This window comes from Dyella sp. (genome assembly GCF_035685805.1).
In the GTDB taxonomy this organism is placed as follows: Bacteria; Pseudomonadota; Gammaproteobacteria; order Xanthomonadales; family Rhodanobacteraceae; genus Dyella_A.
In genome coordinates, this window is the sequence record NZ_DASSAB010000034.1 from 106,955 (window position 1) to 127,702 (window position 20,748).

21 protein-coding genes are annotated in these 20,748 nt (G+C 69.6%); 11 read left to right on the forward strand and 10 right to left on the reverse strand.

The annotated features are described in order from the left end of the window. Positions 1–6: 6 nt before the first annotated feature. Positions 7–417: an NUDIX hydrolase gene (locus tag VFG40_RS08430; protein ID WP_324896909.1), complete on the reverse strand. Its 411-nt coding sequence runs from the start codon at positions 415–417 to the stop codon at positions 7–9. A 5-nt stretch (positions 418–422) separates the two neighbouring features. After that, complete coding sequence (locus VFG40_RS08435; RefSeq protein ID WP_324896910.1) at positions 423–911, reverse strand: NUDIX hydrolase; 489 nt, start codon at positions 909–911, stop codon at positions 423–425. A gap of 106 nt (positions 912–1,017) precedes the next feature. Here VFG40_RS08435 and VFG40_RS08440 point away from each other — a divergent pair, with 106 nt between their 5' ends. From VFG40_RS08440 to VFG40_RS08455, 4 genes are all read left to right on the forward strand, one after another. After that, a complete protein-coding gene (locus tag VFG40_RS08440) occupies positions 1,018–1,836 on the forward strand; it encodes a phosphodiester glycosidase family protein (RefSeq protein WP_324896911.1) in 819 nt (272 codons plus the stop codon). Beyond that, positions 1,833–4,235 (forward strand): penicillin acylase family protein, encoded by a 2,403-nt coding sequence (locus tag VFG40_RS08445; RefSeq protein WP_324896912.1) that lies wholly within the window; start codon positions 1,833–1,835, stop codon positions 4,233–4,235. Before VFG40_RS08440 ends, VFG40_RS08445 begins: the two co-directional genes overlap by 4 nt. 93 nt (positions 4,236–4,328) lie before the next feature. After that, a complete protein-coding gene (locus VFG40_RS08450; RefSeq protein WP_324896913.1) occupies positions 4,329–4,763 on the forward strand; it encodes a YciI family protein in 435 nt (144 codons plus the stop codon). A gap of 50 nt (positions 4,764–4,813) precedes the next feature. Beyond that, the gene (locus VFG40_RS08455; RefSeq protein ID WP_324896914.1) at positions 4,814–6,073 is read left to right on the forward strand and encodes an RNA polymerase sigma factor; all 1,260 of its coding nucleotides are present in this window, start codon (positions 4,814–4,816) and stop codon (positions 6,071–6,073) included. Positions 6,074–6,896: 823 nt separating this feature from the next. On the opposite strand, the gene VFG40_RS08460 is transcribed toward VFG40_RS08455, so the two are convergent. Further along, entirely contained in the window at positions 6,897–7,805 is a 909-nt protein-coding gene (locus tag VFG40_RS08460) for a LysR family transcriptional regulator (protein WP_324896915.1), read from the reverse strand. 95 nt (positions 7,806–7,900) lie between these two features. Here VFG40_RS08460 and VFG40_RS08465 point away from each other — a divergent pair, with 95 nt between their 5' ends. Both VFG40_RS08465 and VFG40_RS08470 read left to right on the forward strand, forming a co-directional pair. Beyond that, on the forward strand, positions 7,901–8,536 hold the full coding sequence (locus VFG40_RS08465; RefSeq protein ID WP_324896916.1) for an NAD(P)-dependent oxidoreductase: 636 nt from the start codon (positions 7,901–7,903) through the stop codon (positions 8,534–8,536). A 64-nt stretch (positions 8,537–8,600) separates the two neighbouring features. After that, positions 8,601–9,161 carry an ester cyclase gene (locus VFG40_RS08470; protein WP_324896917.1) on the forward strand — a complete coding sequence of 187 codons (561 nt, stop codon included), beginning with the start codon at positions 8,601–8,603 and terminating at the stop codon, positions 9,159–9,161. Between the two features lie 24 nt (positions 9,162–9,185). Here VFG40_RS08470 and dapE read toward each other — a convergent pair whose 3' ends face one another. The 7 genes from dapE to map form a co-directional block, all read right to left on the reverse strand. Beyond that, on the reverse strand, positions 9,186–10,334 hold the full coding sequence (gene dapE, locus VFG40_RS08475) for a succinyl-diaminopimelate desuccinylase (RefSeq protein WP_324896918.1): 1,149 nt from the start codon (positions 10,332–10,334) through the stop codon (positions 9,186–9,188). Then, positions 10,331–10,711 carry an ArsC/Spx/MgsR family protein gene (locus tag VFG40_RS08480; RefSeq protein WP_324896919.1) on the reverse strand — a complete coding sequence of 127 codons (381 nt, stop codon included), beginning with the start codon at positions 10,709–10,711 and terminating at the stop codon, positions 10,331–10,333. Before VFG40_RS08480 ends, dapE begins: the two co-directional genes overlap by 4 nt. Further along, positions 10,704–11,054, reverse strand: a complete 351-nt coding sequence (locus tag VFG40_RS08485) for a Spx/MgsR family RNA polymerase-binding regulatory protein (protein WP_324896920.1) — start codon at positions 11,052–11,054, stop codon at positions 10,704–10,706. Before VFG40_RS08485 ends, VFG40_RS08480 begins: the two co-directional genes overlap by 8 nt. Beyond that, positions 11,051–11,878 carry a 2,3,4,5-tetrahydropyridine-2,6-dicarboxylate N-succinyltransferase gene (gene dapD / locus VFG40_RS08490; protein WP_324896921.1) on the reverse strand — a complete coding sequence of 276 codons (828 nt, stop codon included), beginning with the start codon at positions 11,876–11,878 and terminating at the stop codon, positions 11,051–11,053. The genes VFG40_RS08485 and dapD overlap by 4 nt, the downstream gene beginning before the upstream one ends. 117 nt (positions 11,879–11,995) lie before the next feature. Next, entirely contained in the window at positions 11,996–12,571 is a 576-nt protein-coding gene (locus VFG40_RS08495) for a DsrE family protein (protein ID WP_324896922.1), read from the reverse strand. A 72-nt stretch (positions 12,572–12,643) separates the two neighbouring features. After that, positions 12,644–15,286, reverse strand: a complete 2,643-nt coding sequence (glnD, locus tag VFG40_RS08500; RefSeq protein ID WP_324896923.1) for a [protein-PII] uridylyltransferase — start codon at positions 15,284–15,286, stop codon at positions 12,644–12,646. A gap of 164 nt (positions 15,287–15,450) precedes the next feature. Then, positions 15,451–16,215: a type I methionyl aminopeptidase gene (gene map / locus VFG40_RS08505; RefSeq protein ID WP_324896924.1), complete on the reverse strand. Its 765-nt coding sequence runs from the start codon at positions 16,213–16,215 to the stop codon at positions 15,451–15,453. Between the two features lie 318 nt (positions 16,216–16,533). On the opposite strand from map, the gene rpsB reads away from it, so the two are divergent. From rpsB to uppS, 5 genes are all read left to right on the forward strand, one after another. Further along, on the forward strand, positions 16,534–17,406 hold the full coding sequence (gene rpsB, locus VFG40_RS08510; protein ID WP_324896925.1) for a 30S ribosomal protein S2: 873 nt from the start codon (positions 16,534–16,536) through the stop codon (positions 17,404–17,406). Between the two features lie 65 nt (positions 17,407–17,471). Next, entirely contained in the window at positions 17,472–18,350 is an 879-nt protein-coding gene (gene tsf, locus VFG40_RS08515) for a translation elongation factor Ts (RefSeq protein ID WP_324896926.1), read from the forward strand. Positions 18,351–18,533: 183 nt separating this feature from the next. Then, positions 18,534–19,256 (forward strand): UMP kinase, encoded by a 723-nt coding sequence (gene pyrH / locus VFG40_RS08520; RefSeq protein WP_324896927.1) that lies wholly within the window; start codon positions 18,534–18,536, stop codon positions 19,254–19,256. A 91-nt stretch (positions 19,257–19,347) separates the two neighbouring features. Then, the gene (frr, locus tag VFG40_RS08525; RefSeq protein ID WP_324896928.1) at positions 19,348–19,905 is read left to right on the forward strand and encodes a ribosome recycling factor; all 558 of its coding nucleotides are present in this window, start codon (positions 19,348–19,350) and stop codon (positions 19,903–19,905) included. A 61-nt stretch (positions 19,906–19,966) separates the two neighbouring features. Beyond that, on the forward strand, positions 19,967–20,734 hold the full coding sequence (uppS, locus tag VFG40_RS08530) for a polyprenyl diphosphate synthase (RefSeq protein ID WP_414649274.1): 768 nt from the start codon (positions 19,967–19,969) through the stop codon (positions 20,732–20,734). The last annotated feature ends 14 nt before the right edge of the window (positions 20,735–20,748 follow it).

Genomic DNA, 20,748 nt, shown 5'->3' on the forward strand with positions numbered 1-20,748 from the left:
CCGACCTCAGCTGTGTGAAGGCCGGTGCAGAAGGGGCAGGATGTGTTCGCGGCTGAGCCGCGCGATGGGCAGGTCGCCCGGTGCGGCCGGATCGATCCAGCGCAGCTCCTCGATCTCGGCCCGCGCGCGCGCCTGGCCGGTCACCGCCACCGCATAGATCTCGCCTTCGACGGTGCAGCCCGGCTCGTTCGCGGCCGGCGCGCTGGCTCGCCCCAGATGGCGTACCGACCCGGGTACCAGCGCCACCCCGAGCTCCTCGCGCAGCTCGCGGGCCAGCGTGCCGAGATCGTCGGCGTCGTGCGGGTCGCGCTTGCCGCCCGGTTGCTGGAACACCACCGCGCCGCGCTTGCGTACCAGCAGCACCCGGCCGGCGTCGTCGCGGATCACCGCCACCACGATGCGGATCAGCCCAGGCATCCCGCTCACAGGCGGCTGTAGGACCACGACTGCATGCGCCCGTTCCGGTACGGCATCACGCCGTGGAACGGCCGGGGATCGTCGTCGAACACCAGCGGCAGGAAGTGGCGATCGCCTTCCCACATCGGCAGTTCCATCAGCCGATCGCGCTCGACCCACTCCAGCGTGCCTTCCGCATTGGTCTCCAGCGGCGTGCCCGCGAAGGCGTCGATGATGAAGATGAAGCCCAGCCAGTCCTCACCCTGCTTGCCGAAGCCGGGCCAGTTGAGCGTGCCGCGCAGCTGCATCGTCGTGCACTCGATGCCGGCCTCCTCGCGGATCTCGCGACGCATGCAGGCGACGGCGTCTTCGCCCGGCTCCATCTTGCCGCCCAGGCCGTTGTACTTGCCCAGGTGCTGGTCGTCGGGGCGGGCGTTGCGGTGGATCATCAGCACCCGGCGGCGATCCGGCGAGAGCACGTAACCGAGCGTGGCGACGATGGGACAGTAAGGCATGGGGGCAGGCGCAAAAGGTCGCAGTGTAGCCCGCCCGGCGCGCCAGCCTGAACCCTCGTCGGGCACGGGCTTGCGTCGCCCGGCCGCGCCCGGCGACCATCGGCGGATGCCTGCCCTCCCGCTCTCCCCCCGCCCCGGTCGCACACGTCCGGCCCTGCGCCCCTGGCTCGTGCTGGCGGTGGCGTTGCTGACGTTGATCGGATGCGCGCGCAGGGCACGCGCGCTGGAAAGCGAGGAGCGCGATTTCGACGGCCAGCGCTTTCACCTGGTGAGCCTGGATCTCACCCGCCATCCGCTCGCGCTGCACTGGCGCAATCCCGACACCGGCGAGCCGTACGGCAGCATCGAAAACCTGCAGGCGTGGGGCAAGGCACACGGCAGGCACCTGCTGTTCGCGGCCAATGCCGGCATCTACGATCGCAAGAATGCGCCGCTCGGGCTGCACGTGGAGTCCGGCCGCACGCTGGTACCGCTGAACCTGGCACACGGCGATCCCGCGGCGGGCAATTTCTCGCTGCGTCCCAACGGAGTGTTCGCGGTGTATCCGGATGGCCACGCCGCGGTGCGCACCAGCGAGGCATTCAAGGCCGACGGCAAGGCCGCGGCGCTGGCCACCCAGTCCGGCCCCATGCTGCTGATCGACGGCCGCATCAACCCGCAGTTCGTGGACGACTCCTCGAGCATGAAATGGCGCAGTGGCGTGTGCGCCAGGACGCCGACCCGCGTTGTGTTCGCGGTCAGCGAGACGCCGGTGAATTTCCACACCTTCGCCCGGCTGTTCCGCGACGAAATCGGCTGCCGCGACGCGCTGTACCTCGACGGCACCATCTCGCAGTTCTATGTCGACGGCGAAGGCTACAGCGGCGCGCCCTCGTTCATGCTCAAGCCGTACGCGGGCATCTTCGCGGTGTTCGGCGATTCATGAGGCGCGCGACCGCCGGGCGCTGGCTGCGCCGCCTGCTCGTCGCCATCGTGCTGCTGGTGCTCGCCGCCGGCATCGGCATCTGGGTGCTGCTGGCGCGCAGCCGGGCGGCGCTGGACGGCGAGGTGACCGCGCGCGGGCTGAGCGCGCCGGTCAGCGTCACGCGCGATGCGCTGGGCACCGCCACGCTGCAGGGCCGCTCGCGTGAGGACATCAGCTACGCGCTGGGCTACGTGCACGCGCAGGAACGTTATTTCTCGATGGACCTGATGCGCCGGCTGAGCGCCGGCGAACTGGCCGCGCTGGTGGGCAAGGCCGCACTGGATACCGACATCGCCCATCGCCGCCTGCGCCTGCGTGCGGTGGTGGCGCAAGCCTATGCACGGCTGCCGGCCGACCAGCGCCGCACGCTGGATCGCTACCGCGACGGCGTCAACGCCGGGCTGACCGATCTGGCCGTCCGCCCGTGGGAGTACTTCCTGCTCGGCACGCGGCCGCAGCCCTGGCGCTCGGAAGACAGCCTGCTGGTGATTGCCGCGATGTATCTGGACCTCAACGGCGACGGCCGCAACACGCGCGAGCTGCGCATCGCGCAGATGCGTGCCGTGCTGCCGCGGCCGCTGGTGGATTTTCTGCTGGCGCCCGATCCGGATTGGGAGGCGCCGCTGATCGGGGCCCTGTCGCGCGTGCCGGTCGTACCGGGCGCAGCCACGCTCGACCTGCGCCAGGGCGCCGCGGCGCAAGGCCGCGACCTGGCCGCGGTGCTGGCGCCGGCGCTCGACGACGCCCGCCCTGGCAGCAACAGCTTTGCGGTGGCCGGCACGCTCACCGGCACCGGCGCGGCGCTGCTGGCCAACGACATGCACCTGGGCCTGCGCGTGCCGAACCTGTGGTTCCGTGCGCGCCTGCGCTACCCGGACCCCGGCGCGCCCGGGGGCATGCGCGATGCCAGCGGCGTCACCCTGCCCGGCACGCCGGCGCTGGTGGTCGGATCGAACGGCCAGGTCGCCTGGGGTTTCACCAACAGTTACGGCGACTGGCAGGACTGGGTACGCGTGCAGCGCGATCCCGATGACGCCACGCGCTACCGCACGCCGGACGGCTGGGACCCGATCGACCGGCACCGCGAGACGATCCACGTGAAGGGCGCGCCCGACCACCTGATCACGGTGCAGGACACGCGCTGGGGCCCGATCCTTGCCACCGACACCGACGGCACGCCGCTGGCGCTGGCATGGACTGGCGCCCGGCCACGCGGTTACAACCTTGCCCTGATGCAGCTCGAACGCGCGCCCGACATGGCGCACGCGCTCGACCTCGCCCCCACGCTGGGCATGCCGGCGCAGAACCTGCTCGTGGCCGACCGCGACGGGCAGATCGGCTGGACCATCGCCAGCAACAGCATCCCGTTGCGTCGAGGCATCGATCCGCTGGTGCCGGCCGACTGGTCACGCCCGGATACCGGCTGGGTCGGCTGGGCCGGCGCGGAGCAATACCCGCGCGTCAAGAACCCCGCCGATGGCCGGCTCTGGACCGCCAACAACCGGACCGTCGACGGCGCCGCCCTGGCGCTGCTCGGCAACGGCGGGCACGACCTCGGGGCCCGCGCGCAGACTCTTCGCGACGACCTGCGCATGCACGCGCGTTTTTCGCCCGCCGATGCGCTGGACATCCAGCTCGATACCCGTGCCGCGCTGCTCACGCGCTGGCAGCGCCTGCTGCAGCAGACGCTGGCCGACAGCACCGATGCGCAACTGGTGCAGCTGCGCGATCTCACCCGCCGCTGGCGCGGCCGCGCCGCTGTGGACAGCGTGGACTACCGGCTGGTGCGCGCGTTCCGCGAGCGCGTGCACGCGGACGTGCTCGCGCCGTTCGCCGCGCGCGTGCAGGCGCGCTTTGCCGACTTCACCTGGCCCGGCCTCGGCGATCCGGAAGCGGCGGTCTGGGCGCTGGTGCACCAGCAGCCGGCACATCTGCTCGACCCGGCCTACGCCGACTGGCACGCGCTGCTGCTCACCGCCGCCAGGCAGGTGGTCGACGAGCTCGGTAGCCAGCCCGGTGGCCTCTCCGCACGCACCTGGGGCGAACGCAACCGTGCGGCGGTGAACCATCCGCTGGCGCGTGCGCTGCCCGGCTGGCTGGCCCGTGTGATCGACATGCCCGACGAACCGCTGCCCGGTGACGGCAACCTGCCCCGCGTGGCCGCGCCGGGCTTCGGGGCATCGGAGCGGCTGGACGTGTCGCCGGGGCATGAAGCGAACGGCATCTTCCACATGCCCGGTGGCCAGAGCGACAACCCGCTCTCGCCGTTCTTCGGTGCCGGCCACGCCGACTGGGTTCACGGCCGCCCGACCCCGTTGCTGCCCGGCCCTGCCCGGCACACGCTGACCCTCACGCCATAACCGCCGGGCCGGCATCGGCGTTGTCGATCCGGCGGCGGCTGCTTCGTCGTCATGGCAGGAGCCGCCCGTCGCGGCTCGTCCGGAGGATTGACGATGCGATGCATGGTGATGGTGCGGGCGACCGCGGAATCGGAGAGTCAGGCCGGGGCGGTGCCCTCCAGCGAGCTCCTGGAGGCGATGGGTCGCTTCAACGAGGAGCTGATGAGGGCTGGCGTGATGCTGGCCGGCGAAGGCATCAAGCCCAGCCGCGAGGGCAAGCGGGTGCGCTTCGCCGACGGCAAGCAGCAGGTGATCGATGCTCCGTTCGCCGAGCCCGGCGAGCTGATCGCAGGCTTCTGGCTGTGGCAGGTGCGCTCGATGGACGAGGCACTGGAATGGGCGCGGCGCTGCCCGCCACCGTTCGAGGGCCAATGCGAGATCGAGATCCGTCCGCTGTACGAGGCGGAGGACTTCGCCGACGCCATGTCGCCCGAGCTGCAGGCCGCCGAAGCGCGCCTGCGCGGGGAGCTGGCCGACCGGGCGCGCTGATGGCATCGGCATGCTTGCCGCCCGCGCCCGCCAGTGCTGTGATCGGCCGCATGGACCAGGCCGAACTCCACCGTCGCATCGACGCCGTATGGCGACTGGAATCGCCGAGGGTGATCGGCACGCTGATGCGCGTGGTGCGCGACCTGGACCTGGCCGAGGAGCTGGCGCAGGACGCGCTGGTGGCGGCGCTGGAGCGCTGGCCCACCAGCGGCATTCCGGACAATCCCGGTGCCTGGCTCACCACCACCGCCAGACACCGCGCGATCGACCAGCTGCGGCATCGCCAGCTGGCCGAGCGCAAGCATGCGCTGCTCGGCGGCGATCCCGAGCATGAGCCGCACGTGATGCCCGACCTCGACGCGCTCGACGACGATATCGGCGACGACCTGCTGCGGCTGATCTTCATCGCCTGCCACCCGGTGCTGCCGCGGGAGGCGCAGATCGCGCTGACCCTGCGCCTGCTCGGCGGCCTCACCACGGCGGAAATCGCACGCGCGTTCCTGCAGAGCGAAGCCACCGTGGCGCAGCGGATCGTGCGCGCCAAGCGCACGCTTGCCGAGCGGCAGCTGGCGTATGAGGTGCCGCGCGGCGATGAGCGAAGGGCGCGGCTGGACGGCGTGCTCGGCGTGATCTACCTGATCTTCAACGAAGGCTACGCCGCCAGCACCGGCGACCACTGGATGCGCCCGGCGCTGTGCGAGGAGGCACTGCGCCTGGCGCGGACGCTGGCCGCCCACCTCGCCGACGAGCCGGAGGTGCACGGCCTGCTCGCCCTGCTGGAGATCCAGGCGTCGCGCAGCGCGGCGCGGATCGAGCCGGACGGCACGCCGATCCTGCTGGCGCAGCAGAACCGCGCCCGCTGGGACCACCTGGCCATCCAGCGCGGGCTCACCGCGCTGTCCCGCGCCGAGAAACTCGGCGGCAGCGAGGGGCCGTACGCGTTGCAGGCCGCGATCGCCGCCTGCCATGCGCGCGCCAGGGACGCATCAGCCACCGACTGGCCGCGTATCGCGGCGCTGTACGACCGGCTGGCCGAGGCGATGCCCTCGCCGGTGGTGGAGCTCAACCGCGCGGTCGCCGTGGCAATGGCGGAAGGCCCGGCTGCGGCATTGCCGCTGGTCGAGACGTTGCGCGGCATGTCGGCGCTGGCGCACTACCACCTGTTGCCAGCCGTGCACGGCGACCTGCTGGAAAAGCTCGGCCGCCGCCCGGAGGCGCGGGAGGCGTTCCTGCAGGCCGCGGCGCTGACCGGCAACGCCCGCGAGCAGGCCCTGCTGCGCCAACGTGCGCAGGCCTGCGCGGACGGCTGACCACTGTCCACCGCCCCTGCACCCGGCCGCTACGGCAACGTCTCTGCCTTCGTGCGATCGATCACCGTGTGCCAGCCGCGCCGCGGTGACCGGCCGGTCGTCCAGCAAGCTCGGCAGCAAGGCGTTCGGATGAGAAAAACGCGCCGCCGGCCCGCATCACGTCGTCACCCGCGGGCCGCGGGGGCCGCCGTCGAGAGCATCCCCATCATCGCGCGGCACGCAAGCGCGCTAGCGAGACGAGCCGGCGGTGCGGTGCATTGGCTGCCGTCGCCATCGAAGCGGGTGCGAAGGTCGAAGATCTGAGGAAGGGCCCACCGGCGACGTTCGCCGCGTGGATCAGGGCGGGCTCATGGGCGGAGCAGCGCCTCGTTGGCGGTCTCGCGGATCACCGTGTCGATGGCCACCGCGGGCGTGGCGGAACCGCTCGTGCACCATCGCCGCGCGCTGGTTCGTCGCGAGGCCCGCCAGGTTCTCTGCGGCGGGTACCTGAGTGGCGGCGTGCCGCCGGTACGACGTCATCGCGTCCCGGCAGACGGCCTCGGCGCCAGCGGCAATCTCGCTGGGCGTCGCCGCCGTCGCCTTGGCGTAGCGGTGGCATAGGCAACGTGGCAATCACTGCCCGCCGTCGCTGTCCGCGGCGGCAGCGGGCGCGGCATCGGAAGCGTGGCCGGCGGCGCCGGCGAACAGCGCGGCGAGCAGGATGATCAACGACGTGCGACGGACCGTCATGGCAGTTCGTTGCAGGTGACGTGATGAAGGTGCAGCTGTTCCAGCCTGACGACACGCCCTGCAGCCGGCCAGCTGTCGCCAACGCGCACGCGGCTTAGGCGATCCCCTCATCCCACGGCGGCGCGTCGCCCAGCCGCGCGGCGATGAAGTCGAGGAAGGCGCGCACGGCCGGCGGCATGCGCTGGCGCGAGGCGTACACCGCGTGGATGCCCATCGTCTTTGGCGGCCACGAAGGCAGCAGCTGCACCAGGCTGCCGTCGCGCAGCAGCGGCGCGGCGAGGTAGGTCGGCAGCAGCCCGATCCCGGCGCCCGCGAGCACGGCGGCCATCACCGCGCTGGCGTCGTTGGCGCTGATGTTGCCTCCCACCGCTACCGACACCGCATCGTCGCCACGGCCGAGCGTCCACAGGCTCTTGCCGACGAAGTGATGGGTGAGGCAGTTGTGCCGCGCGAGGTCTTCCGGCCGCTGTGGCGTGCCGCGCGCCGCCAGATACGCCGGCGCCGCGCACAGCACCGAACGACACACCGACAACTGGCGGGCAATCAGGTTGGGATCGAGCTCGTGCGCGATGCGGATGGCCAGGTCCACCCGCTCCTCCACCAGGTTCACCGTGCGATCGAGCAGCAGCAGGTCGACCGAGACATGCGGGTGGCGCGCCACGAACTCGGCCACTGCGGCAGCCAGATAGCTGTGACCGAACGACGAGCTGCAGGTGATGCGGATGCTTCCGGACGGTGCGGCAGCGTCGTCGACCAGCGCCTCGCGCATGCCGTCGGACAGTTCGATCAGCTCGCGGCAGCGCGCCAGCGCAGCCTCGCCCGCCGCGGTCAGGCTGATCCGCCGGGTGGTGCGATGGAACAGCCGCACGCCCAGCCATGCCTCCAGATCCGCCAGGTAGCGCGAGACCATCGCGCGGGATACGTCCAGCGCTTCAGCCGCCGCGGTGAGGCTGCCCCGATCTGCCACTTCCACGAACACGCCGATGGCGCGCAGTCGATCCATTGTTTCATCCCCCGCAAAAGACCCGGCCGTTATACGCGGTTTTTCCGCACCATTCGCACCGTCAGGATGACGGCTCCATCGTTGCGGATACCGTCATGAAGATCGCCCTTGTTGCCGCCACCGGCCAGATCGGCCGCCACATCGCCCAGCGTGCGCATCAGCGCGGACACGCCGTCACGGCGCTGGTGCGTCGCACGCTCGAGCTGCCGCCCGAGCTGGACGGCGTTCGCACCACCGTCGCCGCACTGGACGACCCGCAGCGCCTCGCCGAGGCCGTGCGTGGCCACGACGTACTCGCCAGTGCCTACGGCCCCGGCCAGGGCGATCCGGGCACGCTGGTGGCGGTGGCGCATGCCTTGGTCACCGCTGCGCGCGCTGCGGGCGTGAAGCGGCTGGTGGTGGTGGGCGGCGCGGGTAGCCTGTTGATCGCGCCGGGCCTGCAGCTGGTCGACTCGCCCGACTTTCCCGCGGCCTACAAGGGCCAGGCGCTGGCCCATCGCGCCGCGCTGGCGGTGTATCGCGCGGCGTCCGATCTGGACTGGACCTTTCTGGCACCGGCCGGACAGATCGGCCCGGGCGCACGGCGGGGGCATTTCCGCACCCAGGCCGATGCCTTCCTCACCGATACCGACGGGCACAGCCAGATCCATTACGGCGACTACGCCGATGCCTTCGTCGAGGTGATCGAGCAGGCCCATTACGTGCGCCAGTTGGCCACTGCGGCGTACTGAGTTTCCCGAAGTGGCCCGTGCGGCCGCCCCGTTCCACCGTTGGTTCATTGCCCAGGGGATCACCATGCACCGTCTTACCCTTCGCCGTCCGCTGCTCGCACTGGCCGGCCTGCTCGCGCTATCCGGCACGGCTGCCGCCGCCAGCAGCGCCGGCGCGGTGCAGGCCGAACTGGCCAAAATCCACGCCACCGAGGCCCGGCAGCAGAAGCACCTGGCCACCTTCGACGACCTCGACTTCAATGTCTACAGCCACCAGAAATGGGACGAGCTTGGGCGCAGCCATGCCGCGGACATCCTGGTGCACTACCCGGACGGCCACACCACGCGCGGCCTCGCCGATCACATCGCCGCGCTCAAGCCGATGTTCGTGTTTGCGCCGGATACCCACATCGACCAGCACCCGATCCGCATCGCGCAGGGCGATATCACGGCGGTGATAGGCGTGCTGCAGGGCCACTTCAGCCAGCCGATGCCGGTGGGCAACGGCAAGACGCTGCCGCCCACCGGCAAGGCGTTCACCCTGTCGATGACCACGATCGGTCGCTGGGAGCACGGCGTGATGGTCGAGGAGTGGTTGTTCTGGGACAACCAGGCCTTCATGCAGCAGATCGGGCTGTCGCAGTAGCCGCAACGTCGCGGCGCGCGGCGCTCAGCCGCGCGCCGCGTCCGCCAGCAGCCGCACGCAGACGCCTTCGTACAGCGCCGGCAAGGCCTCCAGGTCGGCCACCGCCACGCACTCGTCCACCTGGTGGATGGTCGCGTTGACCGGCCCCAGCTCCACCACCTCGGCGCCCAGCGGCGCGATGAAGCGGCCGTCCGAGGTGCCACCGCCGGTGCTCTGCACGGGCGTCACGCCGGCCAGGTCGCGGCACACAGCCACCACCACCTCGCGCAGGCGGCCGCCCGGTGGGGTGAGGAACGGCTCGCCGGAGAGGTTCCATTCCAGCGCGTAGTCCAGCTCGTGGCGATCGAGGATCGCCTCGGTGCTCGCCTTGAGCTGATCCGCCGTGCTCGCCGTGCTGTAGCGGAAGTTGAACAGCGCCGTGAGCGTGCCGGGAATCACGTTGCTGGCGCCGGTGCCCGCGTTGAGGTTGGAGACCTGGAACGAGGTGGGCGGGAAATCACTGTTGCCCTCGTCCCAGCGCTCGGCGGCCAGTTCGGCCAGTGCGGGAGCGACGGCGTGGATCGGATTCTTCGCCTTCTCCGGATACGCCACGTGACCCTGCACGCCGCGCACGGTGAGCGTGCCGCTGAGCGAGCCGCGCCGACCCACGCGGATCAGGTCGCCGAGGCGCGCGGTGGACGACGGCTCGCCGACCACGCACCAGTCGATGCGCTCGCCCTCGCTGCGGAACTGCTCGGCGACTTTGCGCACGCCATCGAGGTTGGTCGGGCCTTCCTCGTCGCTGGTCAGCAGCAGGCCGACGCGGCCGGCATGATCCGGATGCGCGGCGACGAAGGCCTCCAGCGCCACCACCATCGCGGCCACCGAACCCTTCATGTCCGCCGCGCCGCGGCCGTACAGCACGCCGTCGACCACGGTGGGCGCGAACGGATCGAAGCGCCACGCCTCGGCGGGCCCGGTCGGCACCACGTCGGTGTGGCCGAGGAAGGCCAGCGTGGGACCGTGTTCACCGTGCGTGGCCCACAGGTTGTCGACCTCGTCGTGGCGCAGATGGCGCACGCGAAAACCGGCATGCGCGAGGCGTGCGGCAATGCTCTCCTGGCAGCCGGCGTCGTCCGGCGTCACCGAGCGGCGGCGGATCAGGTCACAGGTGAGGTCGAGCACGTCGCTCATGCTTGGGTCCTGGCGGTCTTGCCGAACAGTTTCTCGTAGCTGCCGCCGCTGAAGCCCACGGCGACGCGTCCGTCCGGCAGCACCGCCAGCGGCTGGCGCAGCACGCCGGGATGCTCGCGGATCAGCAGCGTCCATTCCGGATCGCTCTCCGGGTTGCGCCGCTGCGGCAGCAGGTTCTTCCAGGCCTTGCCGCTGCGGTCGACCATCGCATCCCAGCCGCCGGCGGCCTGCGCCCAGGCCTTCAGCGCCTCGGGCGCGGGCCTTTCGCGCAGGGTGTCGACGAACCGGTACGCGTGGCCGAAGCGGTCCAGCCACGCGCAAGCCTTGCGGCACGCATCGGTGCCGGCCAGTCCGTAGAGCACGGCGGCTTCAGCCACCGAACAGCTCCTTGAACTTCTTCTCGGTGAAACCGACGCTCACCGCGCCGTCCTTCACCACCACCGGACGCTTCACCAGGGCGGGATATTCCTTGATCAGGGCGAGCCACTGCGCGTCGGTCGAGGCGGCCTTCTGCTGCTCGGTGAGATCGCGCCAGGTGTAGCTGGCGCGGTTGACCAGCTTCTCCCAGGTCAGCTCCTTCGCCCACGCGTTGAGCGTGGCCGGGGCGATCGGCTCGTCGCGGTAGTCGGTGAAGCTGTGCTTGACCTTGTGCGCATCCAGCCAGGCGCGCGCCTTGTCGCAGGTGCCGCACTTGGCCAGGCCATACAGATCGACGCTCATTCGAAACTCCTCAGCAGGTCGTTGATGCCGGTCTTGGACCGGGTCTTCTCGTCCACCTGCTTGACGATCACCGCGGCGTAGAGGCTGTGCGATCCGTCCTTGGCAGGCAGGCTTCCGGATACGACCACGGAGCCTGCGGGGATGCGCCCGTAGCTGACCTCGCCCGTAGCGCGGTTGTAGATGCGGGTGCTCTGGCCGAGGAACACGCCCATGCCGATCACGCTGCCCTTTTCCACCACCACGCCCTCGACCACCTCCGAGCGCGCGCCGATGAAGCAGTCGTCCTCGATGATCGTCGGGTTGGCCTGCAGCGGCTCGAGCACGCCGCCGATGCCCACGCCGCCGGACAGGTGCACGCGCGCGCCGATCTGTGCGCACGAGCCCACCGTGGCCCAGGTGTCGACCATCGTGCCGCTGCCGACGTGGGCGCCGATGTTCACGTAGCTCGGCATCAGCACCACGTCCTTCGCGATGTGCGCGCCGCGGCGCACCAGCGCGCCGGGCACCACACGCGCGCCGAGCTGCTGCAGCGAGGCGTCGTCGCCGTGGGCGAAGCGCAGCGGCACCTTGTCGAAGGCACCGGCGGGGCCGCCGTCCACTACTCGGTTGTCGTTGATGCGGAAGTACAGCAGCACCGCCTTCTTCACCCACTGGTGGACGGTCCAGCCGCCTTGGCCATCCGGCGCGGCCACGCGCAGTTCGCCGCTTTCCAGCAGATCCAGCACCTGGCCGACGGCCGGGCGCAGGTGGGCTTCGATCTCGCTCTGGGCGAGCGAGGCGCGGCGCTCGAAGGCGTCGTCGATGAGGGAGGCAAGCTGCTGCATGGGCGGGGTACGGCCTGTGATCGGAGGTCGGGCCGCCAAGGTTACTGCACTTGACGGCGTGCCCGCCGCAGGCGCGCCGCGGTGCGGCGATTGGCCGTCCAGACGTCCGCGCGGCCGCTACAGCTGCATGTAGCTGTAGCCGCGCTGGCCGTAGATGACCGCATCGGTGAGCGCGGACAGCGTCACAGTGACATCCGGCGACACCGAGCTGTCGTCCAGGTTCATGCTGGCCAGCGCCTGGCTGCACACCATGATGCGCACGCCGGCGACCTTGAGCGCGTGGAGGATCTCCAGGTTGGGGTTGTCCACCTTGAAGTGCTTGCGGTACAGCGCGTTGCCCGACGCGGCGCGTGTCGCATGGCCCTCGAGCAGCGCCACGATGTGCACATGCTCGGCCGGCACGCCGGCATAGGCCATCAGATTGACCAGCCTCGCCAGACGGTCAAGCGACTCCAGCGGCTTGGACGGATCCTTGCTTTCGCCGACCACGTCCACGAAGACCTTGTAGTCGACGCTGGGATCGGGCTGTTCGGGCAGGTCCGGACGCGGATGCACGGCACCGAACCTGGGAATCAGCGGGTACACCCACTGCACCGGCTTGGCCGCGGGCTCGGCCGCCACGGCCGGTGCGATCAGCGCTCCCCACAGGCATATGGCCGCCGCAGCGAGCGCAACGAAGCGTTTGATCGACATGGCACATCCCCAGCGTAGGCCGCCAGTCGCGGCTCGCCGACGATACTCCGCGCCGTCACGTGGCGCGCCGGCTCAACCCTTGGGCGGCGCCAGGTGTTGCAGCAGGGCGTCCTGCAGCCGCTCCTGCAGCTCGGAGGTCAGCGGCGCATCGTGGCGATCGGTCAGCTGGAAGAAATCTTCCACCCGCTCGCCGAAGGTGGCGATGCGCGCGTCATGCACGCGCACGCCAACCTCCAGCAGTACCTGCGCCACGGCGGCGAGCAGGCCGGGCCGATCTGTGCACACCAGCGCCATCTGGGTGCGCCCGCCCATGGCGCTGAAGGCAATGCGCGGCGACATCTGGAAATGCTTCAGGTGACGATGCAATCCGCGCCGGGTCGGCTGCACGGGCTTGGCCTCGGCCAGCGCGCGCAGCAGGCGCTGGCGCAGCTCTTCGGAGCGCGCGGCATTGGCCGGCATCTGGGTGTCTGCCTCGAGCAGCAGGAAGGTATCCATCGCCAGCCCGCTGGGCGAGCTGAGCACGCGCGCTTCCATCACCGAGAAATGCATGCGGTCGAGCATCGCCGTGACGGTGGCGAACAAGCCGTCGCGATCAGGCGCATAGACAAACAATTCGGTGCTGCCACGGATCGAGAACGGGTGCACCTCCACCAACGGCAAGGCGCCGTTCGCCCGCAGGATCGCCGCGGTCTGCCAGGCGACCTGCTCGGGACGATGACGCAGGAAACTCCGCTCGGGGAAATCGCGCCACACCCGCTCCACGTCCGCTGGCGCGAAGCCCTCGGTTTCCAGCAGTGCCACTGCATAGGTACGGCACTCGGCGATGCTGGCGCCGGCATCGCGCGGCAACGCCGCATCGCTGCGCAGTGCGTAGCGGGTGGCGGTGTAGAGATCGGCCAGCAGGCGATCCTTCCAGGCGTTCCACAGCCGCGGACTGGTGCCGATGATGTCGGCGATGGTGAGCAGGTACAGCCGATCCAGTTGCAGGCGATCGCCGACGGTCTCGGCGAAGCGGTTGACCACCTCCGGATCGGTGATGTCCTGGCGCTGCGCCGTGGTGCTCATCAGCAGGTGCCAGCGCACCAGCCAGGCCACCGTCTCCACGCTCTCCGGCGACAGCCCCAGCCGGCGGCAGAACGCGCGTGCGTCTTCCTCGCCCAGCACCGAGTGATCGCCGCCGCGACCCTTGGCGATATCGTGGAACAAGCCCGCCAGCAGCAGCAGTTCGGGCTTCTCCAGCGCGGCCCAGATCTGGCAGCCGAGCGGGAACTCCTTTGCCGCGGCCGGATCGGCGAACCGCGCCAGGTTGCGCAGCACGCGCAGCGTGTGTTCGTCCACCGTGTACACGTGGAACAGGTCGTACTGCATGCGGCCGAACACCGTGCCGAAGGCCGGCAGGATCGCCGCCAGCAGGCCATGCCGGTTCATCCGCCACAGCGCGTCTACCGCGGGGGCGCCGCGTTGGAGCAGCTTGAGAAAAGCCGCCAGCGCCGCCTCGTCGTCGGCCAGCGTGGTGCCGTGCCGAGCCGTCGCCTGGTGGATGCGCCGCATGGTGTCGGCGCTGAAGCCGATCAGCTCGGGGTGGTCCAGCCGGGCCAGGAATATCTCGATCAGGGCGGCCGGGCGATGCTCGAACAGGTCCGGATCGCGCGCGGCAATGCGTCGGCCGTGCTGCACGAAATCGCCGCCGATCGACACGCTCGCGCCATCGGGCTCGAGCATTTCCTCGAACCGCTCGACGATCTGCACCCCCAGGCGCTCCACCTGGCTGGCGGCGCGGTAGTAGCCCTGCATGAACTGCTCGACGCCGAGATTCTTCTCGTGCTCGTCCTCGAAACCCATGCGCGAGGCGAGACTGCGCTGGTAATCGAACAGCAGACGCTCTTCCGGCCGTCCCGCCTCCAGGTGCAGCGCAAAGCGGTAGCGGCGCAAGGTGGCTTCGGCCTGCAGCAGGCTCTCGCACTCGGCCGGGTCGAGCAGACCCGCGGCGACCATGCTGCGGAAGTCGGCCGCGTGGGCGAGCCGTCGTCCCAGCCAGCGCAGGGCGTCGAGCGTGCGCAGGCCGCCCGGGCCGTCCTTCAGGTTCGGCTCCAGGTTGTAGGCGGTGTCGTCGAAACGGGCGTGGCGGGCATCGCGCTCGGCCAGTCGCGCGGCGAGATAGGCCCGCGGCGGCCACAGCGCCGGATCTTCCACGATGGCGCCGAGCACGGCGTTGAGCGCGGGGTCGCCAGCCAGCCGCCGGGCGTCGAGCATGCTGGTGAACACGCTCGCATCTTCCGCGGCCAGTGCCCGGCACTGCGCCGGCTCGCGCACCGCATGGCCCACCTTCAGGCCGATATCCCAGAACGTGGCGAAGCACTGCTCCAGTGCCCGATGCAGGGCCGGGTCGCTGCGGGTGGTCAGTACCAGCAGGTCGACATCGGAGTAGGGAAAGAGCATGCCGCGGCCGAAACCGCCGACAGCGAACAGTGCGGTGTCGGCAACCTCGCCCAGGCAGGCGTTCCACACATGCACCACCACGCGCGCCACCGATTCGCCGCGACGCGTGGCCAGCGCCGGCGCGTCCGCGCCGTCGCGGAAGGCGGTGGTGATCGCGCGATCGACGTCCCCCAGCAACTGCCGCAGCGCAGCGCGTGCTTCGGTGGAGACACCCGAGCGCGGCACCGCGACGGGAAGGCGCGGCAGCGGCGGCAGCGGGATGGCGTTGGCGGGCATGGCGAAAAGGAGTGAGAAGTGAGAGTCGAGTGTAGGGCCCAGCGCCATCCGGCGCCGCAGCAACCGCGCTTCACCGGGCCTCATAGCTCACGCAAAAAAGAAGGGCGCCACGTCGACCGGGCGCCCTCGCTCGCGTCTAGCTCCTATTCCCTCACTTCCCGCGCTCAGGCATCCGGCCAGGGGGTGAGGATCTCGAAGCCGTCGTCGGTCACGGCGATCGTGTGCTCCCACTGGGCCGACAACGAGTGGTCCTTGGTGACCACGGTCCAGCCATCGGGCAGTTGCTTGGTCTGCGGCTTGCCGGCGTTGATCATCGGCTCGACCGTGAAGGTCATGCCCTTCTTCAGCTCGATGCCGGTGCCGCTCTTGCCGTAGTGCAGGATCTGCGGCTCGTCGTGGTAGACCTTGCCGATGCCGTGGCCACAGTACTCGCGCACCACGGAAAAGCCCGCCGCCTCGGCGTGCTTCTGGATCGCCGCACCGATATCGCCCAGCGTCGCGCCCGGGCGCACCGCCTGGATGCCCCGCATCATTGCCTCGTGGGTCGTCTCGACCAGCCGCCTGGCCAGCACCGACGGGGTACCGACGAAATACATGCGGCTGGTGTCGCCGTGCCAGCCGTCCTTGATGACGGTGACATCGAGATTGATGATGTCGCCGTCCTTGAGCACCTTGCTCTCGGTCGGGATGCCGTGGCAGATCACGTGGTTGACCGAGGTGCACAGGGTCTTGGGGAAGCCGTGATAGCCCACGTTCGCCGGGATCGCCTTCTGCACGTTGACGATGTGCTCGTAGGCGATGCGGTCGAGCTCTTCGGTGGTCACGCCCGGCTTGACGTGTTCCTTGAGCAGCGCCAGCACTTCGGCCGCGAGCTGACCGGCCACGCGCATCGCCGCGAGGTCTTCGGGGGTCTTGAGGGTTATCGCCATGATTCCACCTAGATGGCGGCGGCCGGTGCGGGTTCAACAACCACCTCCACCTTGCCGCCTAACCGGCGCACCGGCTACACTTCACGGGTTTTGCAGGCCGCATGCGCCGTTTTCGGGGCGCGACCGTGCAAAGCGAACGGGCATTGTAACCGCGCCGCGGAGCAAGCCCAACCAACGCCACACACGTATCGGCACCGCCTTCGGGGTGCCGCGTCCGTTTCCGCCAAACCTCAGGAAACGCCGCGGTCGAAGGTGGGGATGCGTGGAGGTCCCAACCCCCAGGTTCCTTTTCGGAACCGACAATTCGGAGTTACACCCATGGCCCAAGTCACCATGCGCCAGATGCTCGAAGCGGGCGTCCATTTCGGTCACCAGACCCGTTACTGGAACCCCAAGATGGCCCCGTACATCTTCGGCGCCCGCGGCAAGATCCACATCATCAACCTCGAGAAGACGCTCCCGCTGTTCACCGACGCGATGAACTTCCTCTCGGGCCTGGCCCAGAAGCGCGGCACCATTCTGTTCGTCGGCACCAAGCGTTCGGCCCGCGAGCCGTTGGCTGAGGAAGCCGCGCGCGCCGGCATGCCGTTCGTCACCTCGCGCTGGCTCGGCGGCATGCTGACCAACTTCCGCACCGTGAAGCAGTCGGTTGCCCGTCTGAAGGAGCTGGAAGCGGCCGAGACCGACGGCTCGTTCGACAAGCTGGTCAAGCACGAAGTGCTGGCCCGTCGCCGTGAGCGCGAGAAGCTCGAGAACTCGCTGGGCGGCATCAAGAACATGAACCGCCTGCCCGACGCGCTGTTCGTGATCGACATCGGCCACGAAGACATCGCCGTGCTGGAAGCGAAGAAGCTCGGCATTCCGGTGATCGCCGTGGTCGACACCAACTACAACCCGGACCTGGTCGATTACGCCATCCCGGGCAACGACGACGCGATCCGCGCGATCCAGCTGTACGCCCGCGCCGCCGCCGATTCGATCCTGGAAGGCAAGGCCGCCGCGCCGAACGCCGCCCAGGGCGACGCCGACGAGTTCGTCGAGCTGGACGAGGAAGGCAACCCGGTGGCGAAGGACGACGACCGCAAGTCGGCCGCTCCGCGTCGCGACAACCGTGGCCCGGCCAAGAAGGGCGCCGGCGCACCGCGCCGTGACGGTGGCCGCGGTCGTGGCGAGTCGACCAGCGCCGAGTAAGCCTGCTTCCCCGTGCCGGGCCGGGTCACCCCGGCGCGGCACTTCAAAGTATTCGAGGAATTGACATGAGCAACATCTCCGCACAACTGGTGAAGGAACTGCGCGAGCGGTCCGGCGCCGGCATGATGGAATGCAAGAAGGCGCTGGTCGAGAACAACGGCGACATCGAAGTCGCAATGGAATGGCTGCGCAAGTCGGGCCTGGCCAAGGCCGACAAGAAGGCCGGCCGCGTGGCCGCCGAGGGCCGCATCGTGACTGCCCAGAGCGCCGGCAAGGCGGTGCTGGTCGAGGTCAACTGCGAAACCGACTTCGTCGCCAAGGACGACAGCTTCCTCAAGTTCAGCGACAACGTGGCCGGCATCGCGCTGGAGTCCGGTGCTGCCGACGTCGACGCGCTCAATGCCGCCGCCTACCCGGGCGCCAGCAACGTGGCCGAGGGCGCCAAGGCGCTGATCGCCACTATCGGCGAGAAGATCGAAGTGCGCCGCATGGTGCGGGTGGAGAGCGACGGCGTGATCGGCAGCTACATCCACGGCGGCCGCATCGGCGTGCTAGTGGCCCTGAAGGGCGGCTCCGAGGAGCTGGCCAAGGGCGTGGCCATGCACGTGGCCGCGATGAACCCGCAGTACGTGAAGGCCGAGGACGTCCCCGCCGATTTCGTGGCGAAGGAAAAGGACATCGCGCTGAGCCAGATGACCGACAAGGACAAGGCCAAGCCGGCCGAGATCCTCGAGAAGATCATCGCCGGCAAGATCAACAAGATCGTCTCCGAGGTCACCCTGCTGGGCCAGCCGTACGTGCTGGACACCAACGTGACCGTGGCCGATGCGCTGAAGAAGGACGGTGCCGAAGTGCTTTCGGTGGCTCGTCTGGCGGTCGGCGAAGGCATCGAGAAGGTGCAGGAAGACTATCTGGCCGAAGTCGCCAAGGCGATGCAGGGCTGATCGACCCGCACCACGTGTTGAAAAAAGCCGCGCACCGTCGCGGCTTTTTTTATGCGCGCGGGCCACGCGCCCCGCTCGCCGGATCGACCTGAGCACCACCCGTCCGCGGCAGATAATGCTCACCGACACCGCCTCCCCACCGCTACAATGAAGCGGTTTGCCCCACCCCCAGCCGGAGTTTTCATGAGCGAAACATTCAAGTACCAGCGCATCCTGCTCAAACTGTCCGGTGAAGCGCTGATGGGCGAGGCCGACTACGGTATTGACCCGAAGGTGATCGGCCGCCTCGCGGACGAGATCATCGAGGCGCAGCGCGCCGGCATCCAGGTGGGCGTGGTGATCGGCGGCGGCAACATCTTTCGCGGTGCCGGCCTCGCCGCGGCCGGCATGGACCGCGTCACCGGCGACCACATGGGCATGCTCGCCACGGTGATGAACGCGCTGGCCATGCAGGACGCGATCGAGAAGCGCGGCGGCTTTGCCCGCGTGATGAGCGCCCTGCCCATCCACGACGTGGCCGAAGACTTCATCCGCCGCCGCGCCATCCGGCACATCGAGAAAGGGCGCATCGTGCTGTTCGCGGCAGGCATCGGCAACCCGTTCTTCACCACCGATTCGGCCGCCGCGTTGCGCGCCGTGGAAGTGGGCGCGGACGTGCTGCTGAAGGCCACCAAGGTCGACGGCATCTACACCGCCGATCCGGCCAAGCACGCCGATGCCACCCGCTACGACCACCTCACCTACGACGAGGTGATCGAACGCAAGCTGGCCGTCATGGACACCGCGGCGATCGCACTGTGCCGCGACCATCGCCTGCCGATGCGCATCTACGACATGACCGTGCCGGGCAATCTCATGCGCATCATGCGCGGCGAGTCGATCGGCACCACGGTCGGCGCCAGCTGAGCCGGCACCGTCCGCGCCGCGGGCGGCTTCCAGGCCGCCCGCAAGCCGCTGGTATACTCGGCGGCTAGCCTGTTCCAACGGAAGACCGCCCATGATCAACGACATCAAGAACGATGCCCAGACCCGCATGGGCAAGAGCATCGACGCGCTCAAGCACGACCTCACCCGCCTGCGCACCGGCCGCGCCAGCACCGCGCTGGTGGACAACATCAAGGTGCCCTACTACGGCTCGGACATGCCGCTGAACCAGGTCGCCTCCGTCTCGCTGGGCGATTCGCGCTCGATCATCATCACGCCGTTCGAGAAAAGCCTGGTGGCGGTGATCGAGAAGGCCCTGATGGCGTCGGATGTCGGCATCACGCCGACCACCGCCGGCACGGTGATTCGCCTGAACATGCCGCCGCTCACGGAGGAGCGGCGCCGCGAGCTGGCCAAGCACGTGGGCCACGAGGGCGAGAACACCAAGATCGCGATCCGCAACATCCGCCGCGATGCCCTGCAGCAGGTCAAGGACCTGCTCAAGGACAAGCTGATCACCGAGGACGACGAGCGCCGCGCGGACGACGAGATCCAGAAGCTCACCGACCGTTTCGTCAAGGACGTCGACGCGGTGGTGAAGCACAAGGAAGAAGAGCTGCTGGCGATCTGATGATGCCACTGGCGCCAGCTCCGGCCACTCCCGGCGCCGTCGCGGCGACGGGTCGGCACGTCTGGCGCGCGCCGTGACCGCCGCCGATCCGCGCGCAGCCCGCGTACCGCGGCATGTCGCCATCGTCATGGATGGCAACGGCCGCTGGGCCAAGGCCCGCTTCCAGCCGCGCAGCTTCGGCCACAACGCCGGCCGCAAGGCGGTGCGCGAGGTGGTCGAGGGCTGTATCCGCCAGGGCGTCGAGGCGCTCACCCTGTTCGCCTTCTCCAGCGAAAACTGGCAGCGGCCGCAGGACGAGGTCAGCGCGCTGATGACACTGTTCCTGCGCGCTCTGGACAAGGAGGTGGAGGAGCTGCACGCCCAGGGCGTGCGGCTGCGGTTCGTCGGCGCGCTGGAGCACTTCGGTGACGACCTGCGCCAGCGCATGCACGCCGCGATGGCGCGCACCGCCGACAACCGTCGGCTGCATCTCTCCGTGGCGGTGAATTACGGTGGCCGATGGGACATCGTGCAGGCGGCGCGTACCGCCGCGGCGGCCATCGCGCGCGGCGAGTTCGCGCCCGAGGCACTGGACGAGGCGTATTTTGGCCGCGGCCTGTGCCTGGCCGAACTGCCGCCACTGGACCTGTTCATCCGCACCGGCGGCGAGCATCGCATCAGCAATTTCCTGCTCTGGCAGGTGGCCTACGCCGAGCTCTACTTCACCGATACGCTGTGGCCGGATTTCGACCAGGCCTGCCTGGCCCGCGCCATCGACGACTATGCCCGGCGCGAACGGCGCTACGGCCGCACCAGCGAGCAGGTTGCCGACCCGGCGACCCGGCCCTGACCGAAAGGATTTCC

What these genes read in the sequence shown, in the direction of transcription:
- VFG40_RS08460 (WP_324896915.1), bottom strand. Translation starts at nt 7,805, where the DNA reads ATGGATCGACTGCGCGCCATCGGCGTGTTCGTGGAAGTGGCAGATCGG.
- rpsB (WP_324896925.1), top strand. Translation starts at nt 16,534, where the DNA reads ATGGCCCAAGTCACCATGCGCCAGATGCTCGAAGCGGGCGTCCATTTC.
- VFG40_RS08445 (WP_324896912.1), top strand. Translation starts at nt 1,833, where the DNA reads ATGAGGCGCGCGACCGCCGGGCGCTGGCTGCGCCGCCTGCTCGTCGCC.
- VFG40_RS08455 (WP_324896914.1), top strand. Translation starts at nt 4,814, where the DNA reads ATGGACCAGGCCGAACTCCACCGTCGCATCGACGCCGTATGGCGACTG.
- map (WP_324896924.1), bottom strand. Translation starts at nt 16,215, where the DNA reads ATGGCGATAACCCTCAAGACCCCCGAAGACCTCGCGGCGATGCGCGTG.
- VFG40_RS08440 (WP_324896911.1), top strand. Translation starts at nt 1,018, where the DNA reads ATGCCTGCCCTCCCGCTCTCCCCCCGCCCCGGTCGCACACGTCCGGCC.
- glnD (WP_324896923.1), bottom strand. Translation starts at nt 15,286, where the DNA reads ATGCCCGCCAACGCCATCCCGCTGCCGCCGCTGCCGCGCCTTCCCGTC.
- VFG40_RS08470 (WP_324896917.1), top strand. Translation starts at nt 8,601, where the DNA reads ATGCACCGTCTTACCCTTCGCCGTCCGCTGCTCGCACTGGCCGGCCTG.
- pyrH (WP_324896927.1), top strand. Translation starts at nt 18,534, where the DNA reads ATGAGCGAAACATTCAAGTACCAGCGCATCCTGCTCAAACTGTCCGGT.
- frr (WP_324896928.1), top strand. Translation starts at nt 19,348, where the DNA reads ATGATCAACGACATCAAGAACGATGCCCAGACCCGCATGGGCAAGAGC.
- VFG40_RS08465 (WP_324896916.1), top strand. Translation starts at nt 7,901, where the DNA reads ATGAAGATCGCCCTTGTTGCCGCCACCGGCCAGATCGGCCGCCACATC.
- VFG40_RS08485 (WP_324896920.1), bottom strand. Translation starts at nt 11,054, where the DNA reads ATGAGCGTCGATCTGTATGGCCTGGCCAAGTGCGGCACCTGCGACAAG.
- VFG40_RS08450 (WP_324896913.1), top strand. Translation starts at nt 4,329, where the DNA reads ATGCGATGCATGGTGATGGTGCGGGCGACCGCGGAATCGGAGAGTCAG.
- dapE (WP_324896918.1), bottom strand. Translation starts at nt 10,334, where the DNA reads ATGAGCGACGTGCTCGACCTCACCTGTGACCTGATCCGCCGCCGCTCG.
- VFG40_RS08495 (WP_324896922.1), bottom strand. Translation starts at nt 12,571, where the DNA reads ATGTCGATCAAACGCTTCGTTGCGCTCGCTGCGGCGGCCATATGCCTG.
- VFG40_RS08430 (WP_324896909.1), bottom strand. Translation starts at nt 417, where the DNA reads ATGCCTGGGCTGATCCGCATCGTGGTGGCGGTGATCCGCGACGACGCC.
- VFG40_RS08435 (WP_324896910.1), bottom strand. Translation starts at nt 911, where the DNA reads ATGCCTTACTGTCCCATCGTCGCCACGCTCGGTTACGTGCTCTCGCCG.
- dapD (WP_324896921.1), bottom strand. Translation starts at nt 11,878, where the DNA reads ATGCAGCAGCTTGCCTCCCTCATCGACGACGCCTTCGAGCGCCGCGCC.
- tsf (WP_324896926.1), top strand. Translation starts at nt 17,472, where the DNA reads ATGAGCAACATCTCCGCACAACTGGTGAAGGAACTGCGCGAGCGGTCC.